14 protein-coding genes are annotated in these 19,730 nt (G+C 71.9%); 5 read left to right on the top strand and 9 right to left on the bottom strand.

Annotated features, from left to right (window positions below):
- Positions 1 to 9: 9 nt before the first annotated feature.
- Positions 10 to 1,632, top strand: coding sequence for a chaperonin GroEL (gene groL / locus BKH28_RS09005; protein ID WP_075418483.1), 1,623 nt, complete (start codon positions 10 to 12; stop codon positions 1,630 to 1,632).
- Positions 1,633 to 1,753: 121 nt separating this feature from the next.
- On the opposite strand, the gene BKH28_RS09010 is transcribed toward groL, so the two are convergent.
- The 7 genes from BKH28_RS09010 to BKH28_RS09040 form a co-directional block, all read right to left on the bottom strand.
- Positions 1,754 to 2,101 carry a WXG100 family type VII secretion target gene (locus BKH28_RS09010; protein ID WP_075418484.1) on the bottom strand — a complete coding sequence of 116 codons (348 nt, stop codon included), beginning with the start codon at positions 2,099 to 2,101 and terminating at the stop codon, positions 1,754 to 1,756.
- Positions 2,102 to 2,308: 207 nt separating this feature from the next.
- On the bottom strand, positions 2,309 to 3,715 hold the full coding sequence (locus tag BKH28_RS09015) for an HD domain-containing protein (protein WP_075418485.1): 1,407 nt from the start codon (positions 3,713 to 3,715) through the stop codon (positions 2,309 to 2,311).
- Between the two features lie 142 nt (positions 3,716 to 3,857).
- On the bottom strand, positions 3,858 to 5,456 hold the full coding sequence (locus tag BKH28_RS09020; protein WP_075418486.1) for a sensor histidine kinase: 1,599 nt from the start codon (positions 5,454 to 5,456) through the stop codon (positions 3,858 to 3,860).
- Positions 5,456 to 6,193: a response regulator transcription factor gene (locus BKH28_RS09025; RefSeq protein WP_009407606.1), complete on the bottom strand. Its 738-nt coding sequence runs from the start codon at positions 6,191 to 6,193 to the stop codon at positions 5,456 to 5,458. The genes BKH28_RS09020 and BKH28_RS09025 overlap by 1 nt, the downstream gene beginning before the upstream one ends.
- A 243-nt stretch (positions 6,194 to 6,436) precedes the next feature.
- Positions 6,437 to 7,039, bottom strand: coding sequence for an NYN domain-containing protein (locus BKH28_RS09030; RefSeq protein WP_075418487.1), 603 nt, complete (start codon positions 7,037 to 7,039; stop codon positions 6,437 to 6,439).
- Between the two features lie 463 nt (positions 7,040 to 7,502).
- Entirely contained in the window at positions 7,503 to 8,351 is an 849-nt protein-coding gene (locus BKH28_RS09035; RefSeq protein ID WP_075418488.1) for a PspA/IM30 family protein, read from the bottom strand.
- A gap of 201 nt (positions 8,352 to 8,552) precedes the next feature.
- Complete coding sequence (locus BKH28_RS09040) at positions 8,553 to 10,754, bottom strand: TPM domain-containing protein (protein WP_075418489.1); 2,202 nt, start codon at positions 10,752 to 10,754, stop codon at positions 8,553 to 8,555.
- Positions 10,755 to 10,866: 112 nt separating this feature from the next.
- Between BKH28_RS09040 and BKH28_RS09045 the strand changes: the two genes are divergently transcribed.
- On the top strand, positions 10,867 to 11,775 hold the full coding sequence (locus BKH28_RS09045) for a type 1 glutamine amidotransferase (protein ID WP_075418490.1): 909 nt from the start codon (positions 10,867 to 10,869) through the stop codon (positions 11,773 to 11,775).
- A gap of 66 nt (positions 11,776 to 11,841) precedes the next feature.
- On the opposite strand, the gene BKH28_RS09050 is transcribed toward BKH28_RS09045, so the two are convergent.
- Complete coding sequence (locus BKH28_RS09050; protein WP_075418491.1) at positions 11,842 to 13,536, bottom strand: DNA repair helicase XPB; 1,695 nt, start codon at positions 13,534 to 13,536, stop codon at positions 11,842 to 11,844.
- Between the two features lie 483 nt (positions 13,537 to 14,019).
- Here BKH28_RS09050 and BKH28_RS09055 point away from each other — a divergent pair, with 483 nt between their 5' ends.
- The 3 genes from BKH28_RS09055 (at position 14,020) to BKH28_RS09065 (ending at position 18,846) form a co-directional block, all read left to right on the top strand.
- Positions 14,020 to 14,319, top strand: coding sequence for a hypothetical protein (locus BKH28_RS09055; protein ID WP_075418492.1), 300 nt, complete (start codon positions 14,020 to 14,022; stop codon positions 14,317 to 14,319).
- Between the two features lie 97 nt (positions 14,320 to 14,416).
- Positions 14,417 to 16,984, top strand: a complete 2,568-nt coding sequence (locus tag BKH28_RS09060; protein ID WP_256695614.1) for a helicase-associated domain-containing protein — start codon at positions 14,417 to 14,419, stop codon at positions 16,982 to 16,984.
- 152 nt (positions 16,985 to 17,136) lie between these two features.
- Positions 17,137 to 18,846, top strand: a complete 1,710-nt coding sequence (locus BKH28_RS09065; RefSeq protein ID WP_081380104.1) for a DUF3027 domain-containing protein — start codon at positions 17,137 to 17,139, stop codon at positions 18,844 to 18,846.
- A gap of 24 nt (positions 18,847 to 18,870) precedes the next feature.
- Here the strand turns inward: BKH28_RS09065 and BKH28_RS09070 are convergent, their stop codons facing one another.
- Entirely contained in the window at positions 18,871 to 19,707 is an 837-nt protein-coding gene (locus tag BKH28_RS09070) for a uracil-DNA glycosylase (RefSeq protein WP_075418493.1), read from the bottom strand.
- Positions 19,708 to 19,730 lie beyond the last annotated feature (23 nt).

Consider the following 19,730-nt stretch of genomic DNA (forward strand, 5'->3'; position numbering starts at 1 on the left):
GGAAACTCAATGTCCAAGATCATCGCCTTCGACGAGGAGGCCCGCCGCGGCATGGAGCGCGGCCTCAACACCCTCGCCGACACCGTCAAGGTCACCCTGGGCCCCAAGGGCCGTAACGTCGTGCTCGACAAGAAGTGGGGCGCCCCCACGATCACCAACGACGGCGTGACCATCGCCAAGGAGATCGAGCTCGAGGAGCCCTACGAGAAGATCGGCGCCGAGCTCGTCAAGGAGGTCGCCAAGAAGACCGACGACGTCGCGGGTGACGGCACCACCACCGCCACCGTCCTGGCCCAGGCCCTGGTGCGCGAGGGCCTGCGCAACGTCGCCGCCGGCGCCAACCCGATCGCCGTTCGCCGCGGTATCGAGAAGGCCGTCGCGGCCGTCGTCGAGCGCCTGCTGGCCGACGCCAAGGAGGTCGAGACCCAGGAGGAGATCGCGGCCACCGCCTCCATCTCCGCCGCCGACGAGCAGATCGGTGCCTTCATCGCCGAGGCCCTGGAGAAGGTCGGCCACGAGGGCGTCGTCACCGTCGAGGAGTCCAACACCTTCGGCCTCGAGCTCGAGGTCACCGAGGGCATGCGCTTCGACAAGGGCTTCATCTCCCCCTACTTCGTCACCGACCCCGACCGCCAGGAGGCCGTCCTGGAGGACGCCTACGTCCTGCTGGTCGAGTCCAAGATCTCCAACGTCAAGGACCTGCTCCCGCTGCTGGAGAAGGTCATGCAGACCGGCAAGCCGCTGGCCATCATCGCCGAGGACGTCGAGGCCGAGGCCCTGGCCACCCTCGTCGTCAACCGCATCCGTGGCACCTTCAAGTCCGTGGCCGTCAAGGCCCCCGGCTTCGGCGACCGCCGCAAGGCGATGCTGCAGGACATGGCGATCCTCACCGGCGGTACGGTCATCTCCGAGACCGTCGGCCTCAAGCTCGAGAACGCCACCCTGGAGGACCTGGGCCAGACCCGCAAGGTCGTCGTCACCAAGGACGAGACCACCCTGGTCGAGGGCGCCGGCGACAAGGAGGCCATCGAGGCCCGCACCGCCCAGATCCGCCTCGAGATCGAGAACTCCGACTCCGACTACGACCGCGAGAAGCTCTCCGAGCGCCTGGCCAAGCTGGCCGGCGGCGTCGCCGTCCTCAAGTCCGGTGCCGCCACCGAGGTGGAGCTCAAGGAGCGCAAGCACCGCATCGAGGACGCCGTGCGCAACGCCAAGGCCGCCGTCGAGGAGGGCATCGTCGCCGGTGGTGGCGTCGCCCTGCTCCAGGCCGCCGAGGTCCTCGACTCCCTCAAGCTCGAGGGCGACGAGGCCACCGGTGCCGCGATCGTCAAGGTCGCCGTGGAGGCCCCGCTCAAGCAGATCGCTGCCAACGCCGGCCTCGAGGGCGGCGTGGTCGTGGACCGCGTGCGCAACCTGCCCACCGGTGAGGGCCTCAACGCCGCCACCGGCGAGTACGTCAACCTGCTGGCCGCAGGCATCGCCGACCCGGTCAAGGTGACCCGCTCCGCCCTGCAGAACGCCGGTTCCATCGCCGGTCTGTTCCTGACCACCGAGGCCGTCGTGGCCGACAAGCCCGAGCCCCCGGCCGCTCCGGCCGAGGGTGGCGCCGGCGACATGGGCGGCATGTACTGATCGACATGACTCCCGGCGAGCCAGTCATCACCCGGTAGCCCGGCCGCGACGTCGGCCGGCCCCGGGAATCACGGCGGGCCGTCTCTCACATATGTGAGGGGCGGCCCGCCGTCGTCGGCTCCTACCAGGCGCCCAAGGGCGCCGAGCCCGTGGCCGGAGCGGGGGCGGGAGCTGGTGCCGAGGTGGCGAAACGGCCCCGGTTGGAGGTCTCTGCGTCGTCGTAGCAGACGGCGGCGTTGTCCAGGGCCAGGCTGATCTGATCGAGGTTGGACTGCACCTGGAGCTGGGTGAGGTGCCAGTCGGCCGCGCAGGCGGCCATGGAGTCCGACGCCGTCCCGGTCCAGCATGACTGGAGCAGGCCGATGTCGCCCCGCATGCCATCGACCTCGGTCTGGATCGTCGCGATACGGGTACGGGTCCGAGCGGCGGTGTCGGCCACCGCGGCGGTGTCGACGGAGTAGGTGGGCATGAGGGGCGTCCTTTCGTGAGAGGCGGCTCGAGGGCCGTGCGCGGTGTGCCGGTGGTGCACCAAGGTGCGCGCTGTGCCTCTCACGGTAGGGGGCTGACCGGGTGGCGTACCGGGCGAGCAGCCGGCCCTGTGGAGCGGGTCCGCAGATCGCGGCCTGTGGCCCCGCAGGAGGCGGGCCGTTCCTGAGGAAGGGCCCGCCTGGGTGCCTCAGAGGTCCCGGGCGCCGTCGTCGATGATCTCCTCGGTGATGGGAGTGATCTCGCCGGTACGGGCCTCGCGCAGCTCCTTGGCCTCCTGGGTCTTGGCCCGCAGCTTCTCCGTGAGCTTGTCCCGCTCGGCCTGGACGCGGGCGCGGCGGTCCTCGGCCTCGTCGGAGCGGCGACGCGAGATCATGAGCAGGTCCAGGTCCGCGATGCACGACTCCATGGAGGCCGTGTGCGTCATCGCCTCCTCGCCGTCCTTGTCCTCGCGCGCCTCGCCTCGCTCGGCAGGTGCGTCGGCGGGGCGGCGCGCTGAGGCCACGGCCGGAATCCCGCGGGCGGGGGTGCGTGGCGAGGACGCGCTCGACGGGGAGAGCGGCGACGCGGACGCCGCCGGCGCTGAGGATGCTGAGGGCGCCGCAGAGGCGGCTGTCGCCGCGCTCGTGGCCGATACGGTGGATCGCATGGCCCTGAGCTCGGTGGGGTTCAGACGCAGGGTGTTGCCGTCCTGGGCGGGGCCGTCCATGGGGTCCTCGGCGGGCAGCGCCTGGAAACCCAGCGGAGGGGTGCGGGGGTCGCGTTCCGCGGCCTCGCTCGGCCGCTCGGGAACGGGGCCTGCAGCGGCGGTGGTACTGGCCAACGGGGTGACCGGGGCGGTGCGCGCCGGCGCCTGGGCGGCTCCGATCTCGGGGGCCGCCTGATCGGCCGGCCCTTCCTGATCCTCGGCGAGCCTGCCGAGCTTCTCGTTGAGACGTCGTTGCTCGGCGGCCAGGTTCTCCCGGGCGGCGTGCTCCCAGCGCTGGCCCAACGGCGAGTGGAAGAGGTGCTCACGGTCCAGGAGCCGGGAGACGATCGTCAGGCGGCCGCGCAGGTACTCCTCCAAGGGGATGTGGGAGTACTCCTCGCGCAGCAGCCGCACATACTCGGCGTAGGTCTGGGGGTCCACGGCCAGGGTCCCCAGGTCGGCGTCGATGAGGGCCTGGGCGTCGATGTCGTGCTCGTCGAGCATGTGCCGCTTGAGGTTGACGATGAGGCAGCACACCCGCTTGACCGTCTCCATCGGAACACCCAGGTGACGCAGGTCGGCCTCGGCGAAGGCCGCCGAGGCGGTCTCATCCTCGCCGCCGTTGCCGCGGATGACCTCCTCGACGTCGGAGGAGAAGACGCAGCCGTGGTACCAGCAGGCGACCCGCATGATGTCCGGGTTGTGCGACTCCTCGGCCAGCTCGTCGACCCGCGCGAGCATGTCGATGAGGTGGCGAAGGTTGTGGAAGCGACGGTCCGGTGTGGACCAGCGCTCGATGAGGAGCTCGCCGGCGGAGCCGATCGCCTCTGGGGGCTGCGTGGCGCCGATCGCCTTCACCGAGCGGGTGAAGGCCGGCAGGAGCCATTGCGGTGCGTCGATGACACCCATGGGTCAGTCTCCGTGTTGGAAATGGAACGCGTGCCATCGTAGGACTGTCCTTGCCGTGACGTCGACGTGACACAGTGTCTCGCGTGCCACTCTTGTGGACGACGCGGTGCGGCCGGCCCTGCCTGAGGCGCGGTGGCGGGGCCTACCAGGCCGGTGCGGGCGGCAGCTCGATGTGGACGGTGGCGCCGCCGCCAGGGGTCTGGAGCATCTGGACCGTCCCCTTGTGGGCGGCCACGATACCCAGCACGATCGCTAGTCCCAGGCCGGATCCGCCGGTCTCCCGGTTGCGGGAGGTGTCTGAGCGGTAGAAGCGCTGGAAGACCTTCTCGGCCGCCTCCGGTGGCACGCCGTGGCCGTGATCGCGGACCTCGACGACGACGACCGGTTGCGCCGTCGGGTTGGCTCGCGGGGGCGCCATACCGATGGCGATCTCCACCGGCGTCCCAGCGGGGGTGTGGCGCACCACGTTGCCCAGCAGGTTGGTGAGGATCTGGGAGAGGCGGTCGCGGTCGCCGATGACCTGGAGCGAGGGGGCCTCCTTACCGGCGGCCTCGTCGCGGGGGTCGAGGGGGATGAGGCCGCAGTCGCGCTCGGGGGCCAGCACCATCATGTCGCTCAGGGCGCCGGCGGCCAGGTCGGTGAGGTTGACCGGCTCCATGGACATCTCCCGGCCCTCGTCGATCCGGGCCAGCTGGAGGAGGTCGTCCACGAGGCGCCCCATCCGGTTGGACTCGGTCTCAATGCGCCCCATGACCTCACCGGTCTTGTACGCGGGCACCCCGCCCATCCGGTAGAGCTCGCCGTAGCCGCGGATCGCGGCCAGGGGGGTGCGCAGCTCGTGGGAGGCATCGGAGACGAAGCGCGTCATCCGCTCCTGGGCCACGACCTGGGCGGCGAAGGAGCTCTCGTTCTGGGTGAGCATCGTGTTGATGGCCCGCTGCAGCGAGCCGACCTCCGTGGTGCGCGGCTCGGTCACCAGGATGCGGGCGGACAGGTCGCCGTGGGCGATCCGGGCGGCCACGCCCTCGATCTGGCGCAGGGAGCGGAACGAGCGGTGAACCAGGTAGGTGGCGAAGACGGCTCCCACCGAGATGATCGAGACATCGGCCAGCGCCACCACGAGGCGGGTGCGCTCCACGGTCTCCATGACGTCGCTCAGCGGGAGTGCCAGGGCCACGGCGCCGGTGTACTCGCCGGTGTTCTGGTCCCGGATGAGCAGGGTGATCATCCGCCACTGGTGGCCGGGCTGATCGGAGTTGACCGTCGTGATCGGGAAGTCGTTCTTGTCCGCGTGGGCCAGGGCGCGCCGGTAGTCCAGGCCCTTGATCTGGGGTCGGCCGTAGGTGGCGGCGGTGTCCGGGGAGATCCACTCCCCGTTACGGCTGGGGTCGAGGTACTCGGCCTTGACGTAGTAGTTCGAGGGGAAGGTGGTGCTGCTGGTCCCTCCCTCGCGAATCTGGGCCAGTCCCTGGCTCCCGATGGCCACTGAGGTGGTGCGCAACTGACTGTCGATCTGGCCCATCATGTGGCTGTAGAGCAGCGAGGTCACCACGAAGGAGACGACGATGAGCCCGATGGCGAGCAGACCGGTGGTCATGAGGGTCAGGCGCGTGCGCAGCGGCATCGCCTGCCAGGGGCGCTGGATCGCGGTGATCGGGTGCCATCGGCCCCGTTTGATCGGGCGGTGCTGCTTACCGGACGACTTGGCCGGGCGCGTGCTCCCCCCACGCGCCGCGGCCATCACTCGGCCTTGGGTTCGCGAAGCATGTAGCCGACTCCGCGACGAGTTTGGATGAGCGGGGTGACGGGCTGGCCGTCCGCGCCCTGGATCTGGTCCACCTTGCGACGCAGATAGGAGATGTAGGACTCCACGATCGCGGCGTCACCGTTCCAGTCGTACTCCCAGACGTGGTCGAGGATCTGGGCCTTGGACACGACGCGCCCGGCGTTGAGCATGAGGTAGCGCAGGAGCTTGAACTCGGTGGGCGACAGGTCCACCTCGACCTCGGCGCGGTACACCTCGTGGGCGTCCTCGTCCAGGACCAGATCGGCCACGCGCACGACGCCGTCGTCCTGGTTCTCAATGGCGTGGGTGCGGCGCAGGATGGCGCGAATGCGGGCGATGACCTCCTCCAGCCCGAAGGGCTTGGTGACGTAGTCGTCGCCGCCGACGGTCAGGCCCTGGACCTTGTCCGCCATGTCGTCGCGGGCGGTCAGGAAGAGGATCGGGGTGGTCACGTCGCGTTCGCGCAGGCGACGTGCCACGGTGAAGCCGTCCATGTCGGGCAGCATGACGTCAAGGACCACCAGGTCGGGGGACGTCTTCTCCACCGTCTTCAGGGCGCCGTTGCCGTCGCCTGCGATCGAGACCTCGAAGCCTGCGAAGCGCAGGGACGAGGCCAGCAAGTCGCGGATGTTGGGCTCATCGTCGACGACAAGGAGGTGAGCTTCGGTGCGGGACTGCTGGGAACGCTCCATGAGTCTCACCATCCCTTCAGTTTCTGGTCGTTTCCTGAATGAGTTCCGAATGGTCGCTGTTGATAGGTCAAGTGGTTGGTGTGACCTCAATCCAATTGTAGACCCGGGAAGTCTTGGAAATCCCACAAAAATGGGGAACGGTGTGGTTGCCACGTGAACAGAGGTGACCTCTGACAGCTCTTCGGTGAGTCGCGTTGTGACATGAGGCGGGGCGACGGCAGGTGCCGTCGCCCCGCCGTCGGGTCAGAGGAAGGCGAGTGGGTCGAAGTCCTCCAGCGGGATGATGCACACGCGCGGCAGCGGGATGGTGAAGGCCTTGACGTCACTCTCCAGGTCGTAGATCGTCAGGCCCTCGTCCTCCAGGGCGGCCAGCTGGGCGTTGAGGAACTCGCGGAAGCACAGGATCCCCACCTGGGCGCCGGCCTGCAGGAGGCGCTCGATGTGGGGGATGTAGTCGCCGTCGTGGCTGCCCAGCAGGACGTGGGCCTCCTGGCCGGACTCGACCCGCTCGGCCAGCGCCTCCAGGGTGCGCTGAATACCGATGTCGACGACCTTCTCATCATTGCTTCCGGACCCGGCCAGCGGCACGGGACGGTAGTCCATGGCCAGCAGGGCCTGGATGAAGCTCATGGGCATGTGGCCGCTGGTGGCGTTGAGGAAGAACAGGGCCCGGGCCTCATCCCCCTCACCCTCGGCGGCGTCGGCGGAAGACAGTTCATCGCAGTATGCGAGGACTCGGTCCCAACGGGGCCGCTCCTCAGGTTCGGGACGCCGGCCCAGCACACTCATGCCGAGAGTGGCGTCAATGTTCTCGCCATCGACGAGAAGATAAGTCGGTACGCTCATGAGGCTCATGCTACCGGCCACGCAGTCCAGTAGCGTCCGACGACGCTCGAAGACACCGCACCGATACCGGCCTCCTCTCCCGTTCGTCTGAGCGTGATCGGGGTGTGTCCCGATCGTGTTGGGAAGTTGCCCGAGTGAAGGGACTCGAGGCGCTGGTCGGGGACATTCGACGCGGCCGGGTGCCGTCTACGCGGCCGGGGACGAAACTCACCTGGCGGGGACATCCGACGCCGTCGGGTGCGGTCTACGCGGCCGGGGACGAAACTCACCTGGCGGGGACGATCGGCGCCGTCGGGTGCGGAATTCCTGTCCCCGGAGGCGTGAGATGCCCCCGGCCGGAGTGGAATGTCCCCGGCAGGGGCCGCGACGACCGACGTCGAGGAGCACGAAACCGCCCGGCACTCATCGGGATGACGAGGACCGGGCGGCTTGCGGGCTGGTACGCCTGAGTGACGCGGTGAGATCAGTAGGAGGACTTCTCCTCGCCGGCCGGCTGACTCTGGTTCTTGAGGGCCGCGAAGGCGGCGTTGATCGCGTCGTCGTCACCGTCGGTGATCTGTGCGGGGGCCTGCTGCTGGGCGCCCGGAAGCGCCGGGTTCTGCCCGGACTTCAGGGCCGCCAGCCGGGCCTCCGCCTCCAGGTTGGCGCCGGAGGCCTCGAGCTCGGCGAACTGGGACTCCAGGGAGGAGCCGGCCAGCTCCATCTGCCCGGCGGCCTGGGCCTCGACCCGACGCACCTGGTCCTCGTAGCGGGACAGCTCGCTGGTGGGGTCCAGGACGTTGATGGAACGGATGGCGCCCTGCACCTTGACCTGCGCCTCGGCGGTCTTCTGGCGGGCGATGAGCTGGTCGCGCTTGGAGCGCAGCTCGCCGAGCTTGACCTCCATCTGCTGCAGGCCGGTCTTGAGCTGCTCGACGACCTGGCGCTGGGAGGCGATCATCGGCTCGGCGGCCTTGGCCTCGTTCTCCGCCGTGATCTGCTTGGTCAGCGCGATCTTGGCCAGCGAGTCCCACTTGTCCGCACCGGCCGTGTCACCGCCGGCGCGCATCTGGTCGGCCTTGCGGGAGGCGGCCAGGGCCTTGTTGCCCCAGTCCTTGGCCTCGGCGACGTCGGCGTCGTGGTCCTTCTCCGCCAGACGCAGGTTGCCGATCGTCTGGGCGACGGCGTCACGGGCCTCGGCGATGGACGCCGTGTAGTCACGCACCAGCTGGTTGAGCATCTTCTCCGGGTCCTCGGCGCGGTCCAGGAGCGCGTTGATGTTGGCGCGGGTGAGCTGGGCGATGCGCCCCAGGATCGACTGCTTCTCAGCCATGGTTGTTCGTCCTTCCGTCGAGCTGCGACGTCGGTGTGGGCAGTTTGTGGGCAGGTATGGACTCGGCGCTTGCCGGGTGGTCGCCAGGCGGGCCAGGCGTCATGATCGCAGGTCCCAACGCCCGGAGTCACGCCGGCGGGGGCCGCATCGCTCAGGGCATGACGGGCGTGCGAGCGGGGGCGTCCGCCAGACGGGCGCGACTCAGAAGTCGCCGCCCCCGTCGAAGAAGTCGCCGCCTCCGCTCATGAAGTCCCCACCTCCGGAGAAGAAGCCGCCGCCTCCGCCCCAGTCGCTGTCGTGGTGGTGGGAGCTCCAACCGCCGTAGTTGTGGCCTCCGCCCAGCAGCAGCCCTCCCAGCAGGAGCGAGCCCAGGTCGAGCCCGCCGCCCGAGCGGCCGTAACCGCCGGAGTAGGAGTAGCCCTCACCGGAGTGCGGGCCCCACGAGCTCGACGACGAGCCGCGCACATCGGCCTCGGCCAGGGCCTGGGCCTGGGCGACGAGCGGCTCGGCCGCCGCAACCTCCGCCAGGGCCGCCACCGGATCAGTGGTCTGGACGCTGGTGGCGGCCGTGGCGTGACGGGCGGCCTCGCTCAGCGCGGTGCGCGCCGAGGGACCCACCGCCCCGCGGTAGGTGGTGATGTAGGAGGTCACCGACTCCACCTGGGAGTTGAGGCGGGCCAGACGCGAGCCCAGGGAGGCCCGGGCGCGCGAGTCGTTCTCCTCGCGCTCGCGGGCCGGCGCCAGGGCGGCGTCGATGGCGGCCTCGGCCCGGGCCAGGTGGTCCAGGGCGGCCAGGGGGTCGCCGGTCGGGTTGGCCCCGCTGGCCTGACGGCCCTGCTCCACGGCGGCCTCGGCGTCGGCCACGAGCGGGGCCAGGGTCGCCGCCGGCACCGAGCCCTCCAGGCGCTTGGCGTCCACCAGGTCCGAGGAGATCGAGGCGATGGCCGCCTCCAGATCCTTCGCCGCGCTCTGGAGGCGCTCGCGGGCACCGGTGACCTGTGCGGCCAGCTCGCCGGCCTGGGCGATCGAGCCCTGGGCGATGCGCACCTGCTCCACGGCCGTCGCGTCCTGAGAGGCCTCGACGCTGGCGCGGGCCTGGTCCAGGGCGGTGCGCCCGGCGGCCAGCAGGCGGCGGGCCTGCTCGGGGGCCTGGGCCACGCTGGTCAGGGAGGAGGCGGGGTAGGCGGCACTGAGAGTCACCAGGATCGTCTCGGCCATGACGATGGCCTGCTCGGTCTCGTCCGCCCGCTGGGCGGTCTCCGCGATCGACGTCGGCAGGTTCGCCTCGATGCCGCGCCGCTTGTTGAAGGCCTCCTCCTGGGCGCGGATCTCACCGACCGCCTCCGAGCAGTGCTGGAGGATCTCGGTGTACATCTGGCGCTGCTGCGGCTCGGTCTCGGGGATGTCGTCGTCGAGGATCTTGCGCAGCTCGAAGCACCGTGACAGGTGCTTGCGGGCGCTGTCCAGGGCGGCGGTGAAGGCGTCCGTGGCGGACAGGCCGAACTGCGCCTGCGCGTAGGACAGCTCCTCGGCGGCGGCGCGTACCGTGTCATCTGCCTGGACCAGGGCGCTGCCGGCCTGCGTGCGCAGCTGCTCCACCGTCATCGCCGCGGGGCCCGCGGGCTGGTTCCCGGGTGCGCCGCCCGCGGTGTCCTGCTTCCTGCGCTTGCCGAACAGCATGTCGTCGTTCTCCTTGTTCTTCCTGCGCTTGTACACCGTCCAGGCGGCGGCGCCGCCGGCCGCGACCGCGCCCCCGCCCAGCAGGAGCGGAAGCGCCGAGGATCCCGAGCCGCTCGAGCTGCCCGAGCCGCTGGAGCCGGACATGTTATCCGGGATGGCGGCCACGGCGTCGTCGTAGTTGCCCGCGCTCAGCTGCTTCTTGAGGGCCGAGTCGATCCGCTTGTAGTCGGACTCGGAGAACTTCGAGGAGTTGCTGTGCGCCTGCAGCTTGTAGCTCTTCGAGGCCGAGCCGTCGGAGGGGATGTTGATGACCAGGAGCATGTCGTCACGCCCCAGCTTCGTGTCCTTGAAGGCCTGCTCGGCGATCGCGGAGGCCTTGTGGCTGGAGTCGGAGACGGTCAGCACCCACAGGCCCACGCCGTACTTGGAGGACATCGTGTCCACGGCCTGCTGGGCCTTGGAGGCGTCCAGGATCCCGAGCTCATCGGTGACGTGCTGGGTCAGGGTGGTCGACGCCGCCGGGAGCGCCCGGGGCGCACCCGCCGACACGGCCGACGCAGCCGGGACGGAGGAGGTCAGGGGCCGGGGCGCAGAGCCGGCCGTCGTCGGCGCGGCTGCGGCGCCCGCCGAGAGTCCCAGCAGCCCCAGGGCGATCGCCGTCGCGACGCCGGAGAGGGCCATCTGGTGCCAAGGACGGGAGAGTGGGGGCTGCTGGTTCTTCATCCGGAACATCGTCCCCGCCGGGCGCGGGTGTGAGCAAGTCGTTTCGCCTCAGGCGGCACGCCTGCGCCTGTCACCGCGCGCAGGCAACCGAACCACCGGCAGAATGTCGTCCATGACAGATACGCTCACGATCACCGTCATCGAGCCCGAGGAGCTCGCGCCTGTGGGACGCCTGGGGGAGTGGCTCTTCGCCGAGGGCGCCACGCTGCGCATGGTGCGTCCCTGGCGGGGCGACCCCATTCCCGGCCTGGATGAGATCGGCGACGGCCTCGTCGTGCTGGGCGGCTCCATGAGCGCCCACGACGAGGGCGACCACCCCTGGCTGGCGGACCTGCGTGAGCTGCTGCGCGGCGTCGTCGCCGACGACGTCCCCGCCATCGCCATCTGCCTGGGGGCCCAGGTGGCCGCCGAGGCCCTCGGGGGCTCCACGGCCGTGCCGGCGCTGGGCAATGACGAGGTCGGCGTCGTGGAGCTGACCATCACGGCCGCCGGCGAGAGCGACCCGGTCTTCGGGGCCGTGGCCGCCGAGGCCATCCGCGCCGCCCACCGCGCCGGGATCCGCACCTCCGACGGCACCCGCTTCCCCGTCATCGTCTCCCACCACGACGCCGTCACCCACCTGCCCGAGGCCGCCATCCTGCTGGCCTCCTCCGACCGCTCCCCGGTTCACACCTGGCGGGCCGGGCGGCTCCTGGCCTTCCAGCACCACCCCGAGTCCGACCCGGCGCGCGTGGCCTACTGGCGCACCCGCGACGCCCTGAACGACCTGGCCGGCACCATGGACGCGGCCTCGCTCAAGGCCGCCCGTGACGCCCTGGAGGTGGCCGCCGGCCGGAGCGCCGCGCCGGGCGCCGCCGGAACTCACGGGGCCACGGCCGCCGACCTGCCCGAGGCGGCCGCGAGCGCCGGGGCCGCCGCCCGCGAGGAGGCCGAGAGGGTCGACCCCGCCATCCAGGCCTTCGGCCGCACCCTGGCCCGCGTCCTCGTGCGCAACGTGCGCGCCCGCCGCCTGTCGCGCTGAGCGGGTCGCCGGACCCGGCCGGCCCGGTGTGCCTGGTGGTGCGCCTGGTTGGCCGTCGGGTCGGGCTCAGCCGTCCTCGGCGAGGTCCTCGGCGTCGATGATGGCGTAGGCGTAGCCCTGCTCGGCCAGGAAGCGCTGCCGGTGGGCGGCGTACTCCTGGTCGGCGGTGTCGCGGGCGACAACCGTGTAGAAGTGGGCCTGGCGGCCGTCCTCCTTGGGGCGCACGATCCGGCCGAGCCGCTGGGCCTCCTCCTGGCGCGATCCGAAGGAGCCCGAGACCTGGACCGCCACGCTCGCCCCGGGCAGGTCGATGGAGAAGTTCGCGACCTTGGAGACCACGAGCGTGCGGATCTCCCCGCAGCGGAAGGCGTCGTAGAGGCGCTGGCGCTCGCGCACCGTCGTCGAGCCGGTGATGACGGGTGCGTCCAGGTGCTCGGCGATCTCGGTGAGCTGATCCACGTACTGGCCGATGACCAGGGCCGACTCGCCCTCATGGCGGGCCAGGAGGGCGTCGATGATCGGCAGTTTGTGCGGTGAGCAGGCGGCCAGGCGGTAGCGCTCCTCGGGCTCGGCGGTCGCGTAGGCCATGCGCTCGCCGGCGTCGAGGGTCAGGCGCACCTCGGTGCAGATCGCCGGGGCGATCCAGCCCTGGTTCTCCAGGTCCTTCCAGGGGGCGTCGTAGCGCTTGGGACCGATGAGGCTGAAGACCTCGTCCTCGCGGCCGTCCTCGCGCACGAGGGTCGCCGTCAGACCCAGGCGGCGGCGCGCCTGCAGGTCCGCGGTCATCCGGAAGATCGGGGCGGGCAGGAGGTGGACCTCGTCGTAGACGATGAGCCCCCAGTCGTGGGAGTCCAGCAGGTCCAGGTGCGGGTAGACGCCCTTCCGGCGGGTGGTCAGGACCTGGTAGGTGGCGATCGTGACGGGGCGGACCTCCTTGCGCGAGCCGGAGTACTCGCCGATCTCCTCCTCGGTCAGGGTGGTGAAGCGCATGAGCTCCTCCTTCCACTGACGCGCCGAGACCGCGTTGGTGACCAGGATGAGCGTCGTCGTCGAGCTCCTGGCCATGGAGGCGGCGCCCACGAGGGTCTTGCCGGCCCCGCACGGCAGGACGACCACGCCCGAGCCCCCCGCCCAGAAGCTCTCCACCGCCTCGGACTGGTAGGGGCGCAGCTGGAAGGTGCTGGGGGAGTCGGTCAGCGTGATGGGGTGGGCCTCGCCGTCGACGTAGCCGGCCAGGTCCTCGGCCGGCCAGCCCAGCTTGATGAGTACCTGCTTGAGGTGGCCCCGCTCCGAGGGGTGGACGACAACGTCGGCCTCCCCGAGCCGGGTCCCCAGCAGGCCCTTGGTGCGCTTGGAGCGCATGACCTCCTCCAGGACCGGCACGTCGGTGGCGTGCAGGACCAGGCCGTGGGCGGGGTCGGTGAGGAGCTGGAGGCGGCCGTAGCGGCTCATCGTCTCGGCGATCTCGGTGAGCAGGGCGTGCGGCACCGGGAAGCGCGAGTGGGTGATGAGGGTGTGGACGACCGTCTCTGCGTCCAGGCCCGCGGCGCGCGCGTTCCACAGGGCCAGCGGGGTGATCCGGTAGGTGTGGATATGCTCGGGGGCGCGCTCCAGCTCGGCGAAGGCGGCGATGGCGCGGCGGGCCTGCCCGGCCCGGGGGTGGGCGACCTCCAGGAGGACGGACTTGTCGGACTGGACGATGAGCGGGCCGTCGGGGACCGACGACACCGGGGACGCAGGATCGCTGGGCGTGGCGGACATGGGCGGGAGTATCCCAAGCCGGGGCGCCGCGCCGCCGTGACGGAGGAGACGTTCCTCTTCCAGCGGGAGGGGCGAGCCAGCCGGCGTCATGCCCGGGCGCGCGTAGCTGACAGCGCTACCGACAGTGACGTTGCGCCAACATTCAGCTCATGCCCGCGTGCCGGATGGCCCGGATCCTGGGCTGCAGCGGCGGCGCGTGAGTCGTCGGGCGCGAGTTCGAGCCCTGGATGCGGGTCGGGAGGCGCTACAGGGGGCCAGAAACGGTGACATCTGCGGGCTCGTGTCCAAATCGGTGACAAAGGCGCGAGACGGGCTCCGGCCTGCGAAAGAAAACCGCATGATTCCACGGTTCGCGTTGCCGGCCTCAGGGGCGGTCGGGTCCCTTTGTCTCCGATTTGGACACCAGCGCCCTCCCCGAGGCCCGGCCGGGTCTCCTTCCATAGGATGAGGTATCCAATCGGGCGGACTGTTTAGGGTGGCGGTATGAACAATGAGCTCAATCAGACTGGAGGCGACCACGAGGCGTCCGGCGCCGGTCAGCGCGGCCGCTGGGCTGCCTGGTCGGAGGTCATCGAGGATGCCTTCAAGCCGCCTCAGGGGCCGGCTACGCCGTGGTTCTGGCCCATGATCTACGGAACTATGCTGGGGGTCGCGATGGGTGTGGCGGCACCGGGTCCCTGGTTCTTGTGGCTGCCGGTGGGGTGGGCAATGGGCCTGGCCCTCGGAACCGCCTTCAAGACGAGTGAGGACTCGGAGTCTTCCGAGGAGACGGAGGCTGAGTAGTCGGCGCCGGCGGTTGGTGTCGGCCTCACTCTTAGTCCAGGCTCTTCACCCCGCCCCACTCTGTCCGTGAGTGGGGCGGGGGCGTATTTTGGTGCGGATGAGCCCTTCCGCCTCCACCCAGGACCTCGCCGTGCACCTGACGGCGCTGCCGGACCGAGAGGTCGCCGCCCTGCTGGTGGCGCGCCCCGACCTGGTCGCACCGCCGTCCTCCTCCTTCCTGGCGCTGGCGACCCGCGCCGGGGCTCAGGGCAGCATCGAGCACGCCCTGGCCGGGCTGGATGCACCGACGCTGGCCGTGGCCGAGGCGGTGGTGGCTCTCAGTCAGCTCGATGAGTCGGGCCAGGCCAACGGAACCGGGCCAACCGAAGTCACTGAGGGCGCCGAGGCAGCCGGGGATGGACTCGCCGATGCGGCCGGTGGGGCCGGTGGTGAACCGGCCGGCAGCGAGCCGGCCAGCGATCCCGCAGGCCATCCGGCCAATCCGGCCAATCCGGACAGTGCTGACAGTGCTGACAGTGCTGACCTTGCCGGGCTGGTCGCCGCCCACCTGCCGCTGCCTGCCGAGCAGGCCACCGAGGCTCTGGGACAGCTGAGTCGGCTGGCGCTCGTCGTCGAGGGCAGGCCCGTGGCCGCGCTGGAGGCGGCCTTCGGGCCGCACCCCTTCGGCCTGGGGCCCTGGGCCGCCGAGCCCCTGAGCGCCGAGCAGCTGCCACCCACCCTGGAGGAGCTGATCGAGGACGCCGCCGGCGATGGCGGCGAGCCGGTCGTCCCGACAGCCTCCGTGGAGATGCTCCAGGCCCTCACCTGGGGGCCGCCCGCCGGCACCCTGCGCGCGGGCGGCTCCGCGCCGGGGGCGGCCCCGCTCATCGAACGCGGCTGGCTGGAGCGCAGCAGCGACCCCAGCGGGCGCACCCGCTTCATCCTGCCGCGTCAGGTCGCCCTCGCCCTGCGCGGCGGACGCTTGACCCGCGAGCCCCTCACCGCACCCGAGGCCGGCGACCTGGAGACGGTGGGCGCCGACGTCGTCGCCTCCGAGTCCTCCTTCCACGCCGAGGAGACCATCCGGCTCGTGGCCGCCCTCCTGGAGGAGTGGGGCCGCGAGGGCGGGACGATCCGCCGCACCGGCGGAGTGAGCGCGCGTGCCCTGGCCCGCACCGCCGACGCCCTCGACCTGGAGGTCGACGCGGCCGCCCGCATCGTCGAGATCACCGCGGGCGCCGGGCTCCTGGGGCTCGACGACGACGGCGCCACCTGGGTGCCCTCCTCCCTGGCAGCCGGCTGGCTCGCCGACAGCCTTCCCCAGCGCTGGGCGCCGCTCGCCCTGGCCTGGTCGGGCAGCGCCCGCACCCCCTGGCTGGCGGGCACGCGCGACGACGACGGAACCCTGCGCGCCGTCCTCGACCCGGACCTGGAGGCCGGGTGGGCGGCGCGACTGCGCGCCCGAGTGCTCGCCCTCCTGGGTGACCTCCCGCAGGGGACCAGCACCACCCCTGCCTTCGTGCGGGCGGCCCTGACCTGGGAGAGCCCCCGGCGCACCATCCCGGGCGGGGCGATCTCCGCGGTCCTGGCCGAGGCCGATGCTCTCGGGATCACCGGCGCCGGGGCACTGACCGAGGCCGGCAGGATCCTCGCCCGACGGGCGGCGGCGAGCCTCGACGAGCAGGACGCGGGACTCAGCGGCAGCCTCCTCGGTACCAGTCGCGCCGAGGAGGCGGGCGGCGACGCGCTCGCCGAGTCGCTGTCGGATGACGAGATCCTCGCAGCCCTGGAGGCGGCGCTCGCGGCGGACCTGCCGGCCGCCGTCGAGACGATCCTCGTCCAGTCCGACCTCACCGCCATCGTGCCCGGTTGGCCCGCCCCCGAGCTGGCCGCGCTGCTGGAACGCACGAGCGTCGTCGAGTCGCGCGGCGGGGCGCTCACGGTGCGCTTCACCCCTGAGTCGGTGCGCGGCGCGCTCGACGTCGGTTACCGGGCCGAGGAGATCACCCAGGCGATCGGCCGCTACAGTCCCACGCCCCTGCCGGACTCCTTGAGCGTGCTCATCCAGGACGCGGCCCGCCACCACGGGGCGGTGCGGGTGCGGGCCGTGTCCGCGCTGCTGCGGATCGGCGATGAGGCGACGGCCGCCGGGCTCCTGGTCGAACCGCGATTGAAGGACCTCGGCCTGGACCAGGTGGCTCCCGGGATCCTCGTGGCCACGGCCAGCGCCGGGCAGGTGCTGCGCGAGCTGCGCGCCTCCGGGCTGGCGCCGGTGACCGAGGACGCCGGCGGCCACCTGGTGGTCGGATCGGCCACCGCGCAGCAGGCGCGCCGGGCCCCTGAGCCCTCACGCCCCGGCAGCGAGCACTCGGTGCGACGGCGTCGGCCCGGGAGGCGTGAGCTGACGACCCTCGTGGGGCGGCTGCGTGTGGGGCAGGAGGCGCTGCAGGCCGCCGGAGAGACGGCTGTGGCCACCGACCCGGTGCACGCCCTGGCGGTGCTGCGCCAGGCCCAGTCCTCGCGCTCGCGGCTGCGGCTGAGTCTGGCCGGCCCCGACGGCGCCGTGCAGGAGCGTCAGGTGCGGGTCATGGCCGTGGAGCCCGGGCGGGTGCGCCTGCGCGACGTCGTGCGCGAGACCGAGCTGACCGTCGCCGTCCACCGCATCGTCTCGGTCGAGGCGAACTGACGGTTCTCTCACTCACCGACAAAATCTTCAAAAACGACGCGGAGCCGCGTCGATTACGAAGATTCGGTCGAAGTGTTGGAGGGCGGGCCGGTGTGCCCAGGCCAACCCGTGCGGGCCGGGGCAGTTTCAGGAGCCTCCCCTACACTGGCCGGGTGACCGACACGATCGACTCTCACACCAACGCCTCGGGCGAGCCCACGACCGGGACCGGATCGGGTTCTTCGGCGGGCGCCGCCACCGGGGCGCGCACCTCGACGGCGACCCTGGAGCGCCCGGCCCCGGGCGCGGCCTCGCCGGCCACTGTGCCGCGCGCCGGCGCCCTGCCGACCCCCAGCCAGCAGGCCCAGGCCGCCAAGGACAAGACCCTCACCTCTCCGGCCGCCATCGAGCTCGCCCGCCACGCGCTGGAGGAGGTCACCGACCCCATCACCGTCGGCGAGTACCTGGCCGCCGTCCCCGACGCCGAGCGCCTCGTCACCCACCTGTTCGACTGCACCCTGAGCGGTTACCGCGGCTGGCGCTGGGCGGTCACGCTCAGCCGCGTCCCGCGCGGCCGCACCGCCACCGTCTGCGAGATGGGGCTCCTCCCCGGCGAGGATGCCCTCCTCGCACCCGCCTGGGTCCCGTGGGCCGAGCGCCTCGAACCCGGCGACATCACCCGCTCCGACCGCCTGCCCCGCAAGGAGACCGACGAGCGCCTCGAACCCGGGTGGGAGGCCACCGGTAAGGACGCCGACGCCGTCGCCCTGGACCAGCTCGACCTGGGCCGCCCCCGGGTCCTGAGCGCCCAGGGCGTCGCCAGCGCCGCCGAGCGCTGGTACGGCGGCGACCACGGCCCCGACGCCGAGGGCGTCCGCAAGGCCCACGCCACCTGCTCCACCTGCGGCTTCTTCCTGCCCATGGCCGGTGCCCTGCGCGCCATCTTCGGCGTGTGCGCCAACGAGTGGGCCCCCGACGACGGCAGCGTCGTCTCCCTGGACCACGGCTGCGGCGCCCACTCCGAGACCGACCTGCCCGACCAGGGCCCGGAGTGGCCCATCAACCCCTCGCGGGTCGACGACCACCTCATGGTGCCGCTGAGCACCAACGGGCTCGACCTGCGCGAGGGCCACAGCATCGCCGAGATCGCCGCCCAGCAGTCCGACGACGTCGACGGCGAGCCGGGCGGCGCCCCCGCCGAGGACGCGGCAGACGCGCCCGGTCAGGGAGCCGATGCGGAGTCGTCGGCTCGGGACACCGACGCCCCGGCCGATGCTGACAGGGCCGCCGCCGACTCCGACGGCGCCGCTGACGAAGCCGCCGGCGCTGACGCCTCAGGCACTCAGGCCGAGGCCGGCGCCTCTGGTGCGGATGCCACCGCGCCCGCAGCGGAGGAGCGGCCGGAGGCATCCGGGACGAAGGCTGGCAAGAAGTCCGGCAAGACTGAGCAGAAGCCCGCCGCGAAGCGCTCTCGTCGTGCGGCCACCTCGACGCGCCGCCTTCGTACGGCCGACTCGCCGGAGGAAGCCTCCGCGGAACGCAGCAGCCGCCTGGTGGAGCTCGACCTGGGGGACCTGGAGAGGGCGACCGCAGCGGCGTCGGCCTCGTCGGCCCCCGATGCCGCGGTCGCCGGCCTGTCCCTCGCGGCGACCGCGGAGCCGTCCTCACCGGCCCCCGCCGGCGGTGAGCCCAGTGACACGTCCAGCGAGCGCGCCGCCTCGGCCCGCGCCGCCGTCGCCGGCCTGTCCCTCGCCCTCGGGATCGACGTGCCCCAGGGCGACGCGGCCTCCGAGGCCACCGAGAATGTTGAGGCAGGTGCCTCCGTGGAGCAGACACCGCGGACCCTCGCCGAGCTCGAGGCCATCCTGCCCAACCGCTCCTGAAGCCGCGTCAGCCGCGGCCCGTCATCATGCCTCGGCGAGGCGCTTGGCGGTCGCCAGCACCTCATCGAGCATCGCTTCGGTGAGCCGACCGGTGAACGTGTTCTGCTGGCTGGGGTGGTAGCTGCCGAGCAGCGTCACCGCTCTGCCGTCGGGCCTGGTCAGCTCCGCCGTCGCCCCGTGGCCGAAGCGCGGCTGGGGGCGGGGGAGGGCCCATCCGGCCTCGCGGGTGACCCGCAGCACCGCGCCCCATCCGATCCCGCCCAGCGCCAGCAGCACCTTGACCTCAGGCATGAGGGCGATCTCGCGGGCGAGCCACGGCGCGCAGGTGGCGCGCTCGACGGTCGTCGGCTTGTTGGCGGGCGGGGCGCAACGCACGGCGGCGCCCATGCGCGCCCCGATGAGTTGCTGCCCGTCGCCGGCCGCCGTCGAGGCGGGGGACGTCGCCAGGCCGGCCCGGTGGAAGGCCGCCCACAGCCAGTCCCCGGAGCGGTCCCCGGTGAACATGCGGCCGGTGCGGTTCGCCCCATTGGCCGCGGGTGCCAGCCCGACGACGTAGATGCGGGCATCCGCCGACCCGACGCTCGCCACCGGTCGCCCCCAGTACGGCTCATGGGCGAAGGAGGCGCGACGGCCGGTCCGGGCCACCTCCTCACGCCAGGCCACGAGCCGGTCGCAGGCACGGCACACCGTGATCCGGGCGTCGAGCGCGGGCAGATCCGACGATGCGCCGGCTAGGTGCGCCACATCGGCGGCCGATCGGGCCACGGGTGTGGCGGCAGTAGCGGGATCCTCGGGCCACCCGGTCCCGGGAGGGACCGGGGAATCGAAGAACGCTCCGGTGACGGGGTGCGGATCGGCCATGTCCTCATTGTGGACGCGTGGAG

The sequence above is a fragment of the Actinomyces oris genome (assembly GCF_001937665.1).
GTDB classification, from domain to species: Bacteria; Actinomycetota; Actinomycetes; order Actinomycetales; family Actinomycetaceae; genus Actinomyces; species Actinomyces stomatis.

Coding starts and splice junctions, on each gene's coding strand:
- BKH28_RS09010 (WP_075418484.1), bottom strand. CDS start 2,101: ATGCCCACCTACTCCGTCGACACCGCCGCGGTGGCCGACACCGCCGCT.
- BKH28_RS09060 (WP_256695614.1), top strand. CDS start 14,417: ATGAGCCCTTCCGCCTCCACCCAGGACCTCGCCGTGCACCTGACGGCG.
- BKH28_RS09055 (WP_075418492.1), top strand. CDS start 14,020: ATGAACAATGAGCTCAATCAGACTGGAGGCGACCACGAGGCGTCCGGC.
- BKH28_RS09025 (WP_009407606.1), bottom strand. CDS start 6,193: ATGGAGCGTTCCCAGCAGTCCCGCACCGAAGCTCACCTCCTTGTCGTC.
- BKH28_RS09050 (WP_075418491.1), bottom strand. CDS start 13,536: ATGTCCGCCACGCCCAGCGATCCTGCGTCCCCGGTGTCGTCGGTCCCC.
- BKH28_RS09035 (WP_075418488.1), bottom strand. CDS start 8,351: ATGGCTGAGAAGCAGTCGATCCTGGGGCGCATCGCCCAGCTCACCCGC.
- groL (WP_075418483.1), top strand. CDS start 10: ATGTCCAAGATCATCGCCTTCGACGAGGAGGCCCGCCGCGGCATGGAG.
- BKH28_RS09015 (WP_075418485.1), bottom strand. CDS start 3,715: ATGGGTGTCATCGACGCACCGCAATGGCTCCTGCCGGCCTTCACCCGC.
- BKH28_RS09030 (WP_075418487.1), bottom strand. CDS start 7,039: ATGAGCGTACCGACTTATCTTCTCGTCGATGGCGAGAACATTGACGCC.
- BKH28_RS09040 (WP_075418489.1), bottom strand. CDS start 10,754: ATGAAGAACCAGCAGCCCCCACTCTCCCGTCCTTGGCACCAGATGGCC.
- BKH28_RS09045 (WP_075418490.1), top strand. CDS start 10,867: ATGACAGATACGCTCACGATCACCGTCATCGAGCCCGAGGAGCTCGCG.
- BKH28_RS09070 (WP_075418493.1), bottom strand. CDS start 19,707: ATGGCCGATCCGCACCCCGTCACCGGAGCGTTCTTCGATTCCCCGGTC.
- BKH28_RS09020 (WP_075418486.1), bottom strand. CDS start 5,456: ATGGCCGCGGCGCGTGGGGGGAGCACGCGCCCGGCCAAGTCGTCCGGT.